The 16,261-nt window shown below is 62.1% G+C and carries 14 protein-coding genes; 3 read left to right on the top strand and 11 right to left on the bottom strand.

The genetic code is table 11. The features are described 5' to 3' along the window. Window positions 1–368 precede the first annotated feature (368 nt). From R3217_08300 to R3217_08290, 3 genes are read left to right on the top strand one after another with little or no spacing between them, the layout of a single operon-like run. Window positions 369–1,592 carry a carboxylate--amine ligase gene (locus tag R3217_08300; GenBank protein ID MDX1455439.1) on the top strand — a complete coding sequence of 408 codons (1,224 nt, stop codon included), beginning with the start codon at window positions 369–371 and terminating at the stop codon, window positions 1,590–1,592. A 27-nt stretch (window positions 1,593–1,619) separates the two neighbouring features. Further along, entirely contained in the window at window positions 1,620–3,674 is a 2,055-nt protein-coding gene (locus R3217_08295; GenBank protein ID MDX1455438.1) for a hypothetical protein, read from the top strand. A 6-nt stretch (window positions 3,675–3,680) separates the two neighbouring features. After that, the gene (locus R3217_08290) at window positions 3,681–4,778 is read left to right on the top strand and encodes a histone deacetylase (protein MDX1455437.1); all 1,098 of its coding nucleotides are present in this window, start codon (window positions 3,681–3,683) and stop codon (window positions 4,776–4,778) included. Window positions 4,779–4,825: 47 nt separating this feature from the next. Here the strand turns inward: R3217_08290 and R3217_08285 are convergent, their stop codons facing one another. From R3217_08285 to R3217_08235, 11 genes are all read right to left on the bottom strand, one after another. After that, window positions 4,826–5,719, bottom strand: coding sequence for an alpha/beta fold hydrolase (locus tag R3217_08285; GenBank protein ID MDX1455436.1), 894 nt, complete (start codon window positions 5,717–5,719; stop codon window positions 4,826–4,828). A gap of 7 nt (window positions 5,720–5,726) precedes the next feature. Beyond that, entirely contained in the window at window positions 5,727–6,977 is a 1,251-nt protein-coding gene (locus R3217_08280; GenBank protein MDX1455435.1) for a hypothetical protein, read from the bottom strand. Window position 6,978: 1 nt separating this feature from the next. Continuing rightward, window positions 6,979–7,749, bottom strand: coding sequence for an outer membrane lipoprotein-sorting protein (locus R3217_08275; protein ID MDX1455434.1), 771 nt, complete (start codon window positions 7,747–7,749; stop codon window positions 6,979–6,981). Window positions 7,750–7,817: 68 nt separating this feature from the next. Next, a complete protein-coding gene (locus R3217_08270) occupies window positions 7,818–10,166 on the bottom strand; it encodes an MMPL family transporter (protein ID MDX1455433.1) in 2,349 nt (782 codons plus the stop codon). 101 nt (window positions 10,167–10,267) lie between these two features. Beyond that, a complete protein-coding gene (locus R3217_08265; protein MDX1455432.1) occupies window positions 10,268–10,882 on the bottom strand; it encodes a TetR/AcrR family transcriptional regulator in 615 nt (204 codons plus the stop codon). Window positions 10,883–10,958: 76 nt separating this feature from the next. Then, window positions 10,959–11,834 (bottom strand): alpha/beta hydrolase, encoded by an 876-nt coding sequence (locus R3217_08260; GenBank protein MDX1455431.1) that lies wholly within the window; start codon window positions 11,832–11,834, stop codon window positions 10,959–10,961. A 78-nt stretch (window positions 11,835–11,912) separates the two neighbouring features. Next, window positions 11,913–12,362, bottom strand: coding sequence for a YaiI/YqxD family protein (locus tag R3217_08255; GenBank protein MDX1455430.1), 450 nt, complete (start codon window positions 12,360–12,362; stop codon window positions 11,913–11,915). Continuing rightward, the gene (locus R3217_08250) at window positions 12,359–12,955 is read right to left on the bottom strand and encodes a GNAT family protein (GenBank protein ID MDX1455429.1); all 597 of its coding nucleotides are present in this window, start codon (window positions 12,953–12,955) and stop codon (window positions 12,359–12,361) included. Before R3217_08250 ends, R3217_08255 begins: the two co-directional genes overlap by 4 nt. 84 nt (window positions 12,956–13,039) lie before the next feature. Then, window positions 13,040–14,137, bottom strand: coding sequence for a porin (locus R3217_08245; GenBank protein MDX1455428.1), 1,098 nt, complete (start codon window positions 14,135–14,137; stop codon window positions 13,040–13,042). Further along, window positions 14,137–14,982: a hypothetical protein gene (locus tag R3217_08240; GenBank protein ID MDX1455427.1), complete on the bottom strand. Its 846-nt coding sequence runs from the start codon at window positions 14,980–14,982 to the stop codon at window positions 14,137–14,139. The genes R3217_08245 and R3217_08240 overlap by 1 nt, the downstream gene beginning before the upstream one ends. A 147-nt stretch (window positions 14,983–15,129) precedes the next feature. After that, on the bottom strand, window positions 15,130–16,261 hold a 1,132-nt coding region (locus tag R3217_08235), incomplete at its 5' end, for a S8 family serine peptidase (protein MDX1455426.1).

Here is a 16,261-nt window from a genome sequence, read left to right as displayed (position 1 = left end):
GGTTCCAGGTTCGAGTCCTGGTGGGCCCACCACTTCCGATCCACTTCTTGCGACGCAATATCAAGCGGGATTATGAGTCTGAAATGGCACATTGCAGCCTGCGGCTGCAGTGCACGGACGAGCTTCACTCGGGTTCCAGGTTCGAGTCCTGGTGGGCCCGCCAATAAATCGTCGCAAAAGATGTTTCGTTTGCGTCAGAAAGACTTTTCCGTTCCGCGTTACCCGCCTGGCCTAGCCCTTTCCCGGACTCTCCTTGAAGCGCAGCGAGCACCCGCGTAGCCTGTCAAGGACACGCTTTCCGAGTCTCCCACCTGTCAATATCCACCTCGGCTAGCTTCACTGATCCTGCTTTCCCTGCGAGGTGTTCCATGAAAAAGAATCCAGAAAAAGGTTTTGTTGCACTGCTTGGCTGGAGCCTGGCTGCCGTCGAGGCCGCCGAGAAATTCGATCGTCGCTATGTCGTGGTGGCGCCGGACTGGGCCGAGGACTACTGCAAGCAGCATGACATTCCTTACATCGCCTGGAACTTCGAGCGCCTGAACGAGCGGTCTTTCGAGATCGCCGAGAAACTCAAGGAGATGGGCGTCGATGTGACCATCCCGCTGTTCGAAGAAACGGTGGAATGGGCCGGTGCGATCAATTCGGTGCTGCTGGACAACCCGCGCATTCTCGGCCAGTCGATGCTGTTGCGCGACAAGTCCTTGATGAAGCGCCGCGCCCAGCTGGGGGGCATTCGTGTCGGCATTTTCGAAGAAGCCCACGACCGGGACGACGTCGTGCGCTTCCTGCGTCGCGTCAACCAGACACTGCTGAAGCTGGATGGCGACCCCAACGATCCGATTCACTTCAAGGCCTTCGACAAGGCCGGTTGCCTCGGCCACCGCATCATCCGCACGCCGGATGACGTCGACGCCATTCCGGACGAGGAATTTCCGGCATTGATCGAATCGCACCTGGACGGTTGGGAGTTCGCGGTCGAGGCCTGGATTCACAACGGCAAGATCCGCTTCCTGAACATTTCCGAGTACGTGCACCTTGGTTATTCCGTCCACGTACCCGCCTCGCCGGAGCTGGAAAAGCATCGCGACGAGATTCGCGTGCAGATCGAAAAGCTGATCAAGGTGTTCGATATCGAATTCGGCTTCCTGCACCCGGAATACTTTGTCACCAGTGACGGCGAGATGTACTTCGGCGAAGTCGCCTACCGCCCGCCGGGCTTCAAGGTCTTCGAGCTGCTCGAGCGCGCCTATGGCTTCAATGCCTACCAGGGCCTGATCCTGGCGTTCGATCCGAAGACGACCGAGGAAGAGATCACCGACTTCTTCCCCAAAGAGGTCGTCGATGCGAAGTGCTTCGCCGGCTGCTTCGGCGTCTACCCGCGCCGCCGTGTCGTCAACAAGCTGGAAATCCCGGAGGAAACCGAGAACCATCCCTACTTCGAATCCCACGAGCTGACGGCACCGCTGGAAGAGACTGTCACCAAGCGCACGGCGTTCGGCACCCACTGGGGACTGGTCTACTTCACCGGGGATGATGCGAAAGAAATGCACCGCATCCTCCTGCGGCAGGAAGAGCTCGATTTCTATGTATGATGCAGTCTGAAGCATGAGGATTCGGGCATGACATCGGACGAGAACCAGGCTGCACCTTCCACACCCCTGGAGGGCCTGCTGAAAAGGCTGGAAGAGGCCACCGCGGCGATGGCCTCGGCGCCCGAGTTCTCGAAGCCCGCCAAGCTCGGCCGCGTGCTGGATACGGCGCGGCGAGTAATGGCGCAGGAAGGTGGTTTTGCCGCAATCGAGCAGCGGATCCAGTCGCTGGAAGAAGCCGGCGTCTTCACCGGCTCCGACTGGGACAGCCCGCAGACGCTCGTCCCCTCGCTGACCAGCCACAGCCTGCGCAGCCCGGAGCCCGAGACGGTCGTCGTCGAGGTGCTCAGCGAGTTGCGCTTGCTGGCCGTTGCCAGCGGCAATTACCTGCATCCACTGATCTCGGCCGAGCAGTCGCACCATTACCTGACCCAGGCGCTGGCCATCAATCTCGCGATGCTGTTCACGCCACCCGGCGAAGCCGAACGCGTAACCCAGGGCAAGCTTGCCGGACTGCCGCGTGCCCTGCTCCAGTACCTGGCCGACCGTATCGGCTTCGAGCACATCATAGACAGCCTGATCGACGAGATCTGGCGCCTGCTCCGGCAACGGCCCATCCAGGTCGACTCCATCAAGCAGATGATCACGCAGATCGCCATCTGCCGCGCCAACCCGGACATCGAGCTTGGCTCGAGCGGTCGCGGGGCTGAACGCCTGGTCAGCGCCCTGTTCGGTCCCACGCGGGCTTCCCGTGACGATCCCGGCCTGGACGTCTACACGGAGCGCGTCGAGCATCTCGATGCCGGCGGGCTGCAAAGCGAAGCCACCGGTTTTGCCCGTTCGATGCACGACACCGGCGTCGTTTCGCCCTACCACGCGGTACTGCTTCGCTACCTCAGAAACAATTCGGATCACCTGCTGGCGGATGCGCTTGGCCTGTCCGCCACCGGGCGCGACTGCCTGCTCTGCTATCGCGAGCTGGTCATGGCGCTGATCGATGACAGCGTGTTCGCGGCCAGCGCCCAGTGCATTTACGGCCTGGCCAATCTTCTTGAACGCGGTGTGCTTTACCAGCCATCCGTCGCGCCAGCGCTTTGGCGCCAGCTGAGCCTGCCACTGTCACCGTGGTCGGAAGAACGATTGCGACTGGCGTTTGGCGACACGGTAACGCCGAGAACTCGCTTGCTCGAGGGCATCATCTCGATGCTGGGACAACCGCTGGGCGTCGGCCAGGGCAACAACCCGACCTGCCAGTCAGCACGCGCCCTGTCGATGTGGGCGAACAACGACCCGGATTACCTGCTGCAATTGCTGGCCTGGGCGGCACGTGACAACGAAGTCATCATTCACTTCGAAGGCAGGCCGGTGTCGTCGAAGAATTTCCTGGTCGATTCGGGCAAACCGCTGCCGCTCGACCTCGATCCTGTCTCCCTGCTGCTGGTTCCCCATCTCGATTACATCTACGAGGAAATGGGGACCATCTGCGAGATGCGCGAAGGCGATCCGCATCGCTGGATCAACCCGGAATTCCATGGCTGGTGGGTCGGCCGCGGCTTCAGGATCAATGTCGATGTGCCCACCGGTCAACTGGTCGATGTGGAAGATTTCCTTCGACATTTCTATGGCTACTACCACCCGCTCTACAACGGCAACCAGCCGTTGATCCATCCGCAACCGGCGGGCATCGCCGTCACCGACAGCGCGGCACGCTTCATCGGCTGGCATGCCATTACCATCCAGCGGGTCGCTTTCGACCCGACGCAGGTCATGCGGGTCTACTTCTTCAATCCGAACAACGACAGCCACCAGGACTGGGGAAATGATGTGAAGGTCAGCACCGCAGGCAACGGCGAGCTTTATGGCGAATCGTCGCTGCCGATCGACCAGTTCGCTTCGCGACTCTACATTTTCCATTTCGACCCACTGGAAGGTGGCAAGACAGCCGACGTCGAGATCGAAGAACTGGAGCGTGTCATCGGTTTCATTCATGGCAGCTGGGGCGCAGACCGCCTGCCACCCGAACCTTTGCAGGCCAGTGTCGCACCGAACCAGTCATCGACAGACCCCGAAGACCCCGGCAGGTGACAGCACATGATCGGTGATCGCGAAGTGACGGTGTTCTACGACGAACGCATGCTCGAGCACCGGCCCGACCCGAATCATCCGTTCATGCCCGGCCGCATGGATCGTCGCGTGCGTACCATCCTCGATGGCCTCGGTGTCAGCTGGGACTATCCCGAGCATCCGGGAAGGCTGACCGCCATCCGCGACCTGCTTGAACAGAAGCCAATCCCTGGTGTGCGGATCGAAGCTGGTGTTGCCGCCACTCGCAAGCAGCTGGCCCGCGTGCATACCACCTCCTACCTGGAAGCCATCTACGAACTGCGCGGCAAGGATGCCTGGCTGGATATCGATACCACCGCCGTATCGGCGGGCAGCGTCAAGGCCGCCGAACTGGCGGCCGGTACCGCAATTGCTGCCGTCGAAGCCGTGGTGTCCGGCCGGACACCGACTGCCTTCGCGCTGGTGCGTCCACCCGGGCATCATGCCGAGCCGGTTCGTGCGCGCGGCTTCTGCCTGTTCAACAACGTGGCGGTGGCTGCCGCACATGCACAGGCAAAACTCGGTTGCGAGCGAGTGCTGATCATTGACTGGGATGTGCATCATGGCAACGGCACCCAGGAGATCTTCTGGGCCGATCCGGACGTGATGCTCTTCGACACGCACGTCGCAGCGCCGTTCTACCCGGGCTCGGGCTTGCTGGAAGAAGTTGGCGGCGGCATGGGTGAAGGCACGACCGTCAATGTGCCGCTCCCGACGGGCGCTGGCGATGCGGCCATGATCAAGGCGTTCCGCGAAATACTCGTCCCCGCTGCGGAGCATTTCGATCCGGATCTCGTGCTGGTGTCGGCCGGCTTCGATCCACATCGCCTCGATATGGCGATGAACATGAGTTACGACGGTTTCTCGGCACTGACCGGGATCGTCATGGACATCGCCGAACGGCATTGTGATGGCCGCCTGGCGATGGTGCTGGAAGGCGGCTACAACCTGGAGTCCTTGTCGAACGGCGTCCACAGCGTGCTGGAAGTTCTCGCCGGCGGAACACCCGCAGAACCGACAGAGCCGGGAACAGAAGAAGTCGAGTACGCCGCGGAGTTCCACCGCAACGCGTTCCTGGCCGACTGACCGGCACCCGCCTGGTCAATAACCGCCGGGCCTCTTGCCTGCCTCGGTCACATGGCCAGTTGCCTGGCAGCGTCGGGCCGGGCGCCTCGAACCTGGATGGCTTCGTCGAGAAACTCGACAATGCTTGCCTGGACGCGAGCATTGTCCAGGATGCGTCGATGACCAAGACTCGCGGTCGCGATGAAGTCCTGCTCTGGCGCTGCCTCGCGAATCGCCTCGAAATGTGCAAAGGGCACTCGGTTGTCGTCACGGTCATGAATGACCAGCGCCTTGCCATCGAAGTTCGCCACGTTTTCCGCAGTCGAGAAGCTGTTGAAGTCCGCGTCGATCCATTCGGACAACAGGCTTGCCGTGCGCTCGATGATTCGTTCGGGCGCCTGGAGATGCCCCGCAACCATGCGCAACATGGTACTGCTGCGATCCGGCGGCGCGATCAGCACGAGCTTTCCCGCCTTCACAGGCGTGCCGTAGTGTGGCAGGTCTTCACGCGTGCTGGCCGCCGCCGCAAAGCCACCCAGCGAGTGGCCCAGCACGGCATGCCATTTCGGCACGCCGGCTGACAACATCCGGATCGCCACCAGCCATTGCTTCATGTGCGCCGTATTGCCGGCCGAGTCGCCATGTGCCGGCAAGTCCGGCGCCGTGACGTCGTAACCGGCTGCCAGGAGCACATCGATCAGCTCGCCGAGATTGGCAGCCTGGTCGGACCAGCCGTGCAACACCAGGACCCGGGGGCCGCGGTTTCGCCAGCGGTAGAAGGTGACGTTGCCAGAGATGCTGTTGATGGAGCCTCGCTCGGCGCTCTCCAGCAAGCGCTTGCCGGCCGTCGACTGCAGGCCATGTCGACCCGGCGTGGTGAACAGGCGGGCCAGCAGCCCTGCCGAAGTCCCCGGCATGAACCGCGCCAGGCCAGCAAAGTAGAATCTCAGCAAGCGAATCATGATCACCTCAGAAGTACTTGGTCACGCTGAACGACAGGAAGTCGTCCTGGCGAAAGCTGTAGAGCAACGACGTCATCTCGTCGGACTCGAACACCCTGGCCGTCAGGGCAACCTTCCAGCTGTTGCCGATGCGACGACTGGCTTCGACGGAATAGACCCGACCTTCCCCGTCGAGGTCGTGGAAGACGCCCGCCAGGATTTCGCTGCCGGCAACATCATTGAAGGCCAGGCGGCCGCCGATGAAAATGTCGTCTTCGAACGGTGACGTGGCATTGTCGCCGGCGTCATCGAACAGGTACTCGGCAATCACGCCCAGGTCGGCATCGCTGCCCTGGACGCCATAGAAGGAATATTCGAAGCCACCCGCCAGGCGAGTGTTGCGATCATCCAGCTGATCGCGACTGGCGACTTCCAGCTTCCAGAGCCAGCTGCCCTTGGTCGCCTGCAGGTCGACACTGGTCTGATCCAGCTGCGCATAGAAGGGCCTCAGTACCGCATTGCCGTCGCCATCCAGCCCGGGAATGAACAACGGTTCCCTTGCGGTTCCGCTGAAATGGGAAACACCGATATCCCAGTCGCCGATGAACTGGCTCCAGCGAATTGCAACGTCGACATGTTCGTCACCTTCCGAGTCTTCGTAAAGCGGGTCGTCGAGATACGGAATGAAGGGCCGCAGGCGCTGCTCGGATTCCGGCAAGCGGCGTTCACGGAAAACCGGCATCACGATGACATCGAAAGTGCCGAAATCCGAAAAGGTCGACCATTGCAGCATGGGCTGGCCAAGTCGGTCTTCGAGATCGATATCCTCGACCACGTCGGACTGGTTGACGATGTCGACCAGGTGCACGGATTCGGTAACGCCCCAGAAGATCTTGCGATAGCCAAAATAGAAATCGCTGTTGCCCACGGTCTGGCGCAGATACAGCTCCTCGACGTCGCCATCACTCCGGTCGAAGCCGGCATTGCCGTCGATGTAACGACCGACCGGCGTGATGACCAGCCGGGTGTCACCACCATTCCAGTCCTGGTAGTACTCCAGCTTGACCTTGAGCATGTGGTCGCTGGAGGCGAGCGTGCCATCGTTGCCGACCTGGCCCGGCCACGCTGGCGGCTCGACGAAGTAACGCGCCAGGTATTCGACTTCACCGGTCAGTTCCGAGGCGTTCGCCGCTGCGGAAAAACCGAGGCCAGCCGATACAGCGAGCAAGCCGGAGAATGCCAGCGCCCGCAGGCGCTGGTTGGTCTGCTTCTGTTCCATGTCAGCGAGCCTTCCTCAGGCTGTTCTGCGAGAAGTCGTTCTCCTCGAAGCCGTTGGCAAAGCTGTAATCGGTGAAGTTCAGCACCGTCGACTTGCCGGTCTGATGGTTCACCATTTCCATCCGGCTGGCACGCCAGTACTGGTCCAGGTACTGCTGGTAGTCATGGAAAGTCAGGGTCTTCAGCAGGGAGTCCTTGCGATCGTAGTAATCGATCTTCATCGGTCGGTATTCGGCCTGATCCAGCCATACCACCTGCCTGGAATAACCCGAGTTCTCGTCGACCGGATCGCGCTCGATGACAAAGTGCGCAACGCCATCGATCGTCTCGTCACGCAGGTACTTGTAGGTGTACTTCTCCGGCTCCTGGGAAGACAGGTCTTCGTAGGCGAACTCGCTGCCCATGAACGGACCCGACTTGTTGTTCGAGGAGATGCGCTTGACGCGCTTCAGCGCTGGCAGGTAGAGCCACTGGTCGTCCGGGCCGGACTTGTGCGTGTAGGACAGCAGGGCCGTACCTTCCACATCACGCGGCTGGTCGAAGATGATCAGCGTCCAGTCGCCGTCATCCTCTCGCTCCAGCGTCTTGTTGCGCAGCTTGCGAATCGACTCGTCGCCATTCTTGTTGCGCAGGATCATTTCCAGCGTTGCCTGGTTGTCGCCCCAGCCGGTGTCCCGGCGATCGCGCTCGAGCTCGATTTCCAGGCCTTTCTCTTCCGGTGTGGCGGCCAGTGCAAGCACCGGCGACAGCAACACGACAGACAGGAATGTCATCAGCATCTTCTTGTGCATGGGATTCGCTCCTCGTTCTTCGTTCATTCTTGGATTCACGGTAATGGTGTTCATGCGGTCTCGCCACTTTCAAGCGCCACTTCGCTGCGCTCCTTGTGCCCATCCAGCCAGATCAGCAGCGGCGGCAGCAGCAGGAAATCGACAACCAGGGCCAGCAGGATCGCGATCGATGTCAGCATGGCCATGGACGAGTTGATGGCGAAGCTCGACATTGCGAGCACGGCGAAGCCGGCCACCAGGATGATGGTCGTGACCACCAGCGCCACGCCGACGGACGAGAAGGCATAGCGAACCGCGGCTTCGGCGCCCAGGCCTTCCTCGCGCCGGGCGCGCAGGTACTTGGACAGGAAGTGCACCGAGTCATCGACGACGATACCCAGCGACATGCCGGTCACAACCGATACAGCCATGTTGATCTGGCCCACGAACATGCCCCAGACACCGAAGGCCAGCGCGGCCGGCAGCAGGTTGGGCAGCAAGCTGAGAGTGCCGAGGCTGAGGCTGCGCAGTGCGATAATCAGGATCAGTGCGATGACGAAGATACCGACGGTGGTACCCGTCAACATGCTCTTCACGTTGCGCTCGGAAATGTGGCTGAACATCACCGCCGGGCCCGATGCGTAGGAATGCATGCTCGGCGCATTGTCCAGCAGCCAGTTCTCGGCACGCGCCGCGACATCCTTGATGGCATTGCTGTCGATTTCCTTCAGCGTGGCCACCAGTTGCGTGGACGACTTGTCCAGGCTGACCTGGTTGTTCAGGTCGAGACCGAAGGGCAGCGAGAATTCGTACAGCAGCAGGTACTGGGCTGCCAGGTCACGCTGTTCAGGCAAGCGGTACCAGGACTCGTCGTCACCATGCATGGACTTGTTGAGGCGCTTGAAGGTGTCGGACATGCTGAGGACATGCGTCACCTCGGGCTGTTCGCGCAGCCAGTCCGTGAAGGCGCCAAGCCGGGCCAGGTACTCCGGATCGGCAATCGCACCCGTTTCGCCGGCCGGCAGCGAAAACTGCAACTGGTAGATACCGGTGAGGTTCTCGGTGGCGTAGTCGGAGTCGGTACGGAACTCGACACGGGTGTCGAAGTAACGCACGAACTCGTCCGACAGCTCGTTGTTGGGAATGAACGCAACAACGACAGCCGACACGGCGAACATCAGCAACGCCAGGCTCTTGCGACGGGCGACCACGAAATCACCCAGCTGCTCCATCTTGTCGTTGAACGCACTGCCACTGGCGCGTGCCTTGAGTGGCATCATCGACAGCACGGCGGGCAGCAGTGTGACGGAGAATATCCAGGCAGCCACCACGCCCATGGCCGTGATGTTGCCAAGGTCACGGAACGGCGGTGCATCCGAGAAGTTCATGGTCAGGAAGCCGACCGCGGTGGTCAGGCTGGTCAGGAATACCGGCTGCATGTTGAGGCGAATGCTGTAGATCAATGCCTCGTTGCGGGACATGCCCTTGCGCAAGCCGCCGAACATGGTAACCAGGATGTGCACGGCATCGGCCACTGCCAGCGTGGTAATGATGGTCGGTGCGGACGCCGATGGCGGGGTCAGGAAGATGCCGCTCCAGCCAGCCATGCCCATCGCCGTCACGACCGACGCCAGGATGACCAGCACCGTGGCAAACACGGCCGGGAAGGAACGCAGCAGCAAGAACATGGCCAGTATGATGATGGCGTACATCGCCGGCACCAGGGTCATGCTGTCGTTCATGCTCGATTCGAAGAACGCGTTGTTCAGCATGACGCTGCCAGTCAACTTGATATCGATGCCAGGATGATCAGCCAGCACCTGGTCGACGAGCTCGCGAGCCGCCGCAGCCGCTTCCGGCATTTCGGTCGGAGTCTTCTCCGGCATCTGGAAGGTGACAGCCACGCCGGCAACCTTCGAGTCCAGCGCCACCAGGCGATCGCGAAGCAGGGGTTCTGCCAGGGCAATCTGCCTGACTTCCTCGCGTTCGGCAGCGCTCATGGACGCCGGGTCTTCGACCAGGTCGGCGACCATCAGGTCGTCTTCCAGCGCTTCGGTGTGCTGGAAATTGGTCAGCGAATCGACGCGCATGGAATACGGCAGGGTCCAGGCGGCCTCGGTCAGTTCCTGCATCGCCACCAGGGTATCGGTGTCGAACACGTCACCGCTTTCCGGCGTGACGACGAAGATGATGATGTCATTCTTCACGTAGACGTTCTGCAGCTCCTCGAAGGCCTGCAGCTGCGGATTGTCCTGGCTGAAGAACACGCGGTAATCGTTCTTGAAGGCGAGATTCTGGGCGCCGTATCCGGCCGCCATTGCCAGCACGAGGCTGCCGAGTATGACCGGCCAGCGCCAGCGGATGATCCAGGCGCCGTACGACGCCAGCCAGCGGTCCAGTTTCCTGGCTAATTCATTCATGACTGCGTACCCCTACCCTTGTTTCGTTATGCATCGGCATACCAATCGGTATGTTTCAGCGTAAAAAAATGCGCCAGCGCGCGACTCGCAAGGAGTCATTGCTACTGGCGCAATCCGTTGCAGAACCGGACCAATGCCTTGATCGAGTCCTGGAAAACCGTGGGATCCTGCGAGCACTTCGCAAAACCCGTGCACCCTTCAAAGGTGGCGACAATGATGCGTGCGGTGTCGTCGGCATCGATGTCGTCGCGGACCTGGCCATTGGCCTGGCCGCGCTCCAGCGCGGAGCGCACACCGCGAATCCACTCGTCCAGCATCATCTTCAGGCGTTCGCGGAAGCCTTCATCGACGCCGGACATTTCCTGGACCAGGTTGTTCACCGGGCAGCCCAGGTTCACCTGCTCTTCGAAATCAGGGGAGCAGTGCCGTTCGAGGATGGCAACCAGCGCATCCACCGGATTCAGCTTCTCGTCCAGTACCGGCGACCAGATCTTGACGTATTCCGGCATGATCACTTCATCCAGCACCGCATAGCCGAGCGCGGCCTTGTTCGGGAAGTGATGGTAGAGCGCGCCCTTGGTGACACCGGTCCGCTTGAGGATGTTGTCCAGGCTGGCCTTGCGGAAGCCCTGGGCATGGATCTCCTCGAACGCCGCGGTCAGCAGGACCAGGCGCGTTTCATCCGGATTGCGTCGCTGTGCAGCTTGTGGGGACATTCACTCTCACCGTCCAATTACATACCGACTAGTATGTATGTTACCGGCGGATCCGTCAAGTTCCGATCCTGGATTTTTATCGGTAGGGCGACGCAACCAGGATGCGCTGCCCAACCTCCATAAAATCAATAATACTTTCAATAACTTGCGGATCGCTCACCAGGCCATGGTGACCCAGGCCCGTGGTCAGCAAGCGCTCGGCCAGGGGTTGGCCAGCCTGGATCGCGGCGAAATCCGCCAGTGGCACCCGCGTGTCCTCGGCGTCATGGACGCCCATCAACTGGCCCTTGAAATGCCTGACGGCCCGTGAGGCCGAGAAATGACCAATGGCCATGCGCAACCGCTGCCCCAGCAAGGCCTCGGCGCGAACCACGGTCTCGGCCGGCGCATGCAGACTGCTCGCCAGCTCGCCGAGCATGTCACTGGCCCTGTCCGGGCAGGCCAGCAGCACCAGGCGATGCGTGTTGAGCGCGGCGCCGTATTGCGGCAGGTCCTCGCGAATCGCCATGGCGGCTGCAAAGGCACCGTAACCGTGGCCGATGACGCAATTCCACCGTCCGGCCGATCGGCTGATCAAGCGCAAGGCAATGATCCACTCGCGAAATGATGCGGTACGACCCTCGGAGCTTCCATGTGCTGGCATGTCGGCAACGGTCACATCGTAACCCCGCGCCAGCAAGCCCGTCAGCAGCGGCGCCATGTCCAGGGCCTTCTTGCCCCAGCCATGTACCAGCATCAGTCGCGGCCCGCCCTGGCGCCAGCGATAGTAGCGAACCTTGCCATCGACGCCGTCGACCGCTCCGCATTCGGCCTGCTCCAGCAGTTCCTTTGCCTCGCTGGACAGGGCCGGTCGACTGGCCGGTGGCGTGACAAAGCGGCGAGCCAGTACATGACTGGCATACACGGGCAGCGCGCGGGCGAGAAAACGAAACCAGATTGAATGCAGGAACATGAGCAACCCCGAGAAGCCAACGACTCGGGAATCATGGCGTGGTATCTACCCCAAATGGCTCGGGGAAATCCCTAGTTTCTACCTTGAGGCCAACCAGCGATCGAGTTGATCAGCAAAGGCCTTGCGGTCTCTCTGGTCCAGGGCAGGCGGCCCACCGGTCTGCTCACCACTGGCGCGCAGGGTCTCCATGAAGTCCCGCATGGCCAGGCGGGCCCGGATAGTGTCCTCGGTGTAGCGCTCGCCACGCGGCGTGACGACGGCACAGCCTTTCTCGATCAGTTCCGCCGCCAGCGGAATGTCGGCGGTGATGACCAGGTCGCCGCTTGCGACCCGCTGCACGATTTCATTGTCGGCCACGTCGAATCCCGCGGGAACCTGCAGCAAGCGCACCTGCTTGAGGGGCGGAACCCGCATGGCATGGTTGGCCACCAGCGTCACGGCTATGCCGGTGCGCTCGGCGGCACGAAACAGGATGTCCTTGATGACACCGGGGCAGGCATCGGCGTCGACCCAGATCGCCGCACTCATCGCTCGACACCGTCGAGCTTGCGCCTGAGACCCGCTTTCACCAGCGGCCACTCACCGGCCAGGATGCTGAAGACCACGGTATCCCGCCAATGGCCATCGGGCATCAGGACATGCTGTCGCAGTACCCCCTCTTCGCTGGCACCGAGGCGGAGTATGGCCTGGCGCGACTGCTGGTTGCGGACATGGGTACGCAGCTCGATGCGGTTTGCGCCGAGCGATTCGAAGGCATGCTGGAGCATCAGGTACTTCATTTCCGTATTGACGCGCGTGCGCTGGTAACTGCCGGCAATGAAGGTGTAGCCGATTTCCAGCTGCCGGTTGGCCCTGTCGGCGCGACAATAGCGTGTCGAGCCGATGATCTTGCTGCTGCGCGGATCGACGATCACGAACGGCGAGCCGCTGCCGTCCGCAGCCATGCCAAGCGCAACATCGATATAGGCGTCGATGCTCTCGCGGGTGGGTATCAGCGTCACTGTCGATCGGAACAGCTCGCCATCGCGGCCAGCAGCCACCAGTGCATCCGCATGTTCCGGACGCAATGGCTCCAGCCGGACAGCCTCGCCCGTCAACGTGATCTCGGAAAATGCCTGCACCTTCGCACCTCTGCTCCGCAAGAAAAAATGCCGCCCCGGAGGGCGGCATCGAGTATAGGCAAGCTGCTTCGGCGCGTCAGGTTTTCAGTAGAAACCATGCAGCTGCACGAACAGCTCGCTCCGGTTGGCCAGGTCGTTGGCAGCAGGTCCGGAGTAGTCCCGCAGCCCGAGCCGTAGCTGCGTGAAAGCCAGCGGCGAGTACTCCCACACCAGGCTGATGCGCTCCTGCTCGTCACCGGAGACACCGTCATCCGGTTCGAACTGCTCGGCGGTCAGCTTCAGGTTGTGGCCGCGGCGTGCCTCCCAGTTGGCTTCCAGCAACCACGCCTGCTGTGCCGGCTCGCCGGCGACCGTTTCGTCATCGATGAAGTCGACTTCAGCCAGCCAGGTCACGCTGCCCGTGCGCACCGCTGCATGCAACGCTGACATCTGGCGATCACCCAGCTCGGTGTCGTTCAGATTGAGGGAGGCGCCCAGCCGCCAGCTGCCGAACAAGCGCTCGGTACGCGCACTGAACTGCTTGCCGGTATCGACCTCGGCACCACCTGCCGTGCCATTGCTCACGGCGAGCTGGGTCGACCAGGCAGCGGTTTCCCAACCCAGCTCCACGCCGCGGTCAGGCGTGGTCATGTTGATACCGCTGGCAGTTCGCACAAAGGCCGAATCGTCTTCGAGCCGCCAACCAAACGGCAGGTAGAACTGGCCCGCCTTCAGGTACCAGGCCTGGTCGGCAGTGCGCAGCCGCGCATAGGCCTCGCGATTCAGGCTGCCACCGGGACCGAGGTACTGGTCAATGTAGACATCGACGCGTCCCGGGACCGGCGAGAAGCCGAGGTAGACCCTCGCCTCCTCGAGCTCGAAGGCATTGCTGGTGTCGGCATTCGGCACGTCCTGCTGCACCGCCGATGCTCGCAGATTGCCCCCGGCTGCAAAGTACTCGCCCAGCTGGCCAGTCCAGGCAGCCTTGTCCGGCGCATGGGGCTCGACCGGCAAGCTGGTCTGCGCCCAGCTGTTGCCAAACGGCGTACGCATGCCGCCACCCGTCGCGTTGACATGACAGGTCCCGCACTTCAAGCCGGTCTTTGCCGCAAGGTACGGTTCGGCCTGTGCCGATCCGCAAGCCAGCAGCGTGACAGCGACGCCCAGCAGCAGCCGGTTCAATCCTTGAACACGCTTGCGCATCATTCGCTCCTTATCGAGAAGAGGGTCGTGTAATCCCCGCCAGCCTGGCCATCGCCATCACCGTCGATCAGGTAGCCGCGACGGTCCTTCAATGCGTAATCGCCCTGGCCTGCGAGTCGGATCAGGTAGTCGCCATCGCTCAATGGCTCCGCTGTCTGCAACTTCAGCACCGTCGGCTGCAACGACGTCAGTTGTACCTCGACGCCGGAAACGGCTTCCAGCTGGCCGGCATCGCTGTTCATGCGGAACAACTGCACACTGAACGCATCGACCGTCGTGGCATCGAGCTCGGCTTCGCTGAGCAGGATCATGGCCTGCGGTGAGGCCGACAGTTCACTGGCAGCAGGTGGCCAGGCGGCCATGAAGGTGGCCGGCTTGTCGCTCGGCTGGAACTTGTTGTTCTGTGCACCGTCGGTTACCCATTGCCGCATCGCATTGACCACGTCATCGGACAGGAAAGGCCCGCCACGCGGCATGCGTTCGCCCGATGCTGCCGTGCCTTCGATTTTCTGGATCAGGTAGCTGTTGTCCGGATCGCCGGGTTCGATGCGATCCAGCGACGGCACCTGGCTGCTGGCAACATTGACGGTCATACCGTAGGTCATGCCATCTTCGAGTCGCAAGCCCTCCGGTGCGGAAGCACCGACATGGCACTGGGTACAGATCGGGGTAAAGACATTTTCCTGGATGGACGTCAGCGTCGGATCGGGAACCGTGACACTGGTGGTATCGGTCATGGTGTCGTTATCGCTGCCGGAGGAGCCGCCACCGCCTCCGCAGGCAGTCAATGTCAGCAAGCCGCTTGTGAGGCAGGCGAGCAGGCAGGTTCTGTTGATACTGATCATGATGGTTTCCCCTCCTTCGGGCCATGGCCTTGCGGGACTCCGCAAGCAGGCTCGACATTACCGCCCGAGTTGGCGGTCTTCGTATCCGTTGATTCCCGGAGATGGAAGGAAGGTTCAATCGCCGACCGGATGCCGGGTCGGCGGTGGTCAGTCCGTGTCCTGCATGCGGGCGAGACCCGACAGCAACTCGGTACCCGGCAACTGCGGTTGCCGTTCGCGCAAACGTGCCAGCATGGCCGTCAGCTCGGCAGCCGCCAGCGAGCTGCCGGATTGCAAGCCGAACCGATCGCCAGGCAGCAGCGTCATCAACTGTTCACTGCGATCGACATGCTCGATCGCCAGCAAGCTGCCGGCAATCGAACCGGGGAACTGCTCGCGATGTTCACCGGCGACAACCAGCAGCTTGCCCTGCTCGACCAGGCGGCCAGCCAGTGCCTCCAGCAACGCATCCCGCGGTCCGACCAGGCTCAGGTTGACCACTGCCACATCGGCGGCGTGGGCTGCAGCCAGCGCCTTGGCCAGCGTGAAGGTGTTGCACGACGCATCTGCTCCGGCCTCTTCCCAGCAGGCACGCAACAGCAGCACGGTCGCATCAGGTGCAAGACCCGCCACGCCAAGTCGCGGCTGGCTGCTGGATGCCAGCAGGCCGACAATGGCCGTGCCGTGGCGTTCTGCGGGAAGGCTGTCCGGCGCGTGGTTGTCGACGAGATCGACAGCCCGGATGCGCGCATCGCTCAAGGCGGCGTGACCCAGGTCGGCGCCGGTATCGATGACCGCAATCGATATGCCACGGCCCGTGGCCGACCTGCTCGAGCCAGCGTCGTGCGCGCTTGCAAGCCCGTCACTCTTGCCGGCTGCGGCAGCCATGTGGAAAAGATGCATCGGCTGGACGTCGACACCGGGCATCGCGCCAAGTCTTGCTTGCACGTCGTCGCGTCGGTCGGCGGCAACACGCAGGACCAAGCAATCAATGCCAAGCGCATGGATCGGCCAGCGTGCTTCCAGTTCCGCACCGACATCGGCGGCCAGCAGGTTGGCCTGGCGTGCCGCCTTCGCATCTTGCTCGGCAGCCGAGGCTGGCAGGTAGCGAATCCTGCCCGAAGGTGCCAGGTTGGCAAGGGGCGATTCTGCAGGCAGGGGTTGCGTGACAATCAGGCGCAAGGGATCGGATGCCGCCAGCGTGTCGCTGGCATGCACCGGGCCGCATAGCAGCAGGCTGCAGAGCAGGGCCGGCAACCAGTTGAGAACAGAGGACCTAGTCATCGCCGGCCGCCTCGCG

This window comes from Gammaproteobacteria bacterium (assembly GCA_033720895.1).
GTDB lineage: Bacteria > Pseudomonadota > Gammaproteobacteria > Natronospirales > JAJUFS01 > JAWWBS01.
The sequence above is the reverse complement of the archived record's forward strand: the minus strand, read 5'-3'. Positions and strand labels throughout refer to the sequence as shown.

What these genes read in the sequence shown, in the direction of transcription:
- R3217_08300 (MDX1455439.1), top strand. Translation starts at nt 369, where the DNA reads ATGAAAAAGAATCCAGAAAAAGGTTTTGTTGCACTGCTTGGCTGGAGC.
- R3217_08295 (MDX1455438.1), top strand. Translation starts at nt 1,620, where the DNA reads ATGACATCGGACGAGAACCAGGCTGCACCTTCCACACCCCTGGAGGGC.
- R3217_08290 (MDX1455437.1), top strand. Translation starts at nt 3,681, where the DNA reads ATGATCGGTGATCGCGAAGTGACGGTGTTCTACGACGAACGCATGCTC.
- R3217_08285 (MDX1455436.1), bottom strand. Translation starts at nt 5,719, where the DNA reads ATGATTCGCTTGCTGAGATTCTACTTTGCTGGCCTGGCGCGGTTCATG.
- R3217_08280 (MDX1455435.1), bottom strand. Translation starts at nt 6,977, where the DNA reads ATGGAACAGAAGCAGACCAACCAGCGCCTGCGGGCGCTGGCATTCTCC.
- R3217_08275 (MDX1455434.1), bottom strand. Translation starts at nt 7,749, where the DNA reads ATGACATTCCTGTCTGTCGTGTTGCTGTCGCCGGTGCTTGCACTGGCC.
- R3217_08270 (MDX1455433.1), bottom strand. Translation starts at nt 10,166, where the DNA reads ATGAATGAATTAGCCAGGAAACTGGACCGCTGGCTGGCGTCGTACGGC.
- R3217_08265 (MDX1455432.1), bottom strand. Translation starts at nt 10,882, where the DNA reads ATGTCCCCACAAGCTGCACAGCGACGCAATCCGGATGAAACGCGCCTG.
- R3217_08260 (MDX1455431.1), bottom strand. Translation starts at nt 11,834, where the DNA reads ATGTTCCTGCATTCAATCTGGTTTCGTTTTCTCGCCCGCGCGCTGCCC.
- R3217_08255 (MDX1455430.1), bottom strand. Translation starts at nt 12,362, where the DNA reads ATGAGTGCGGCGATCTGGGTCGACGCCGATGCCTGCCCCGGTGTCATC.
- R3217_08245 (MDX1455428.1), bottom strand. Translation starts at nt 14,137, where the DNA reads ATGCGCAAGCGTGTTCAAGGATTGAACCGGCTGCTGCTGGGCGTCGCT.
- R3217_08240 (MDX1455427.1), bottom strand. Translation starts at nt 14,982, where the DNA reads ATGATCAGTATCAACAGAACCTGCCTGCTCGCCTGCCTCACAAGCGGC.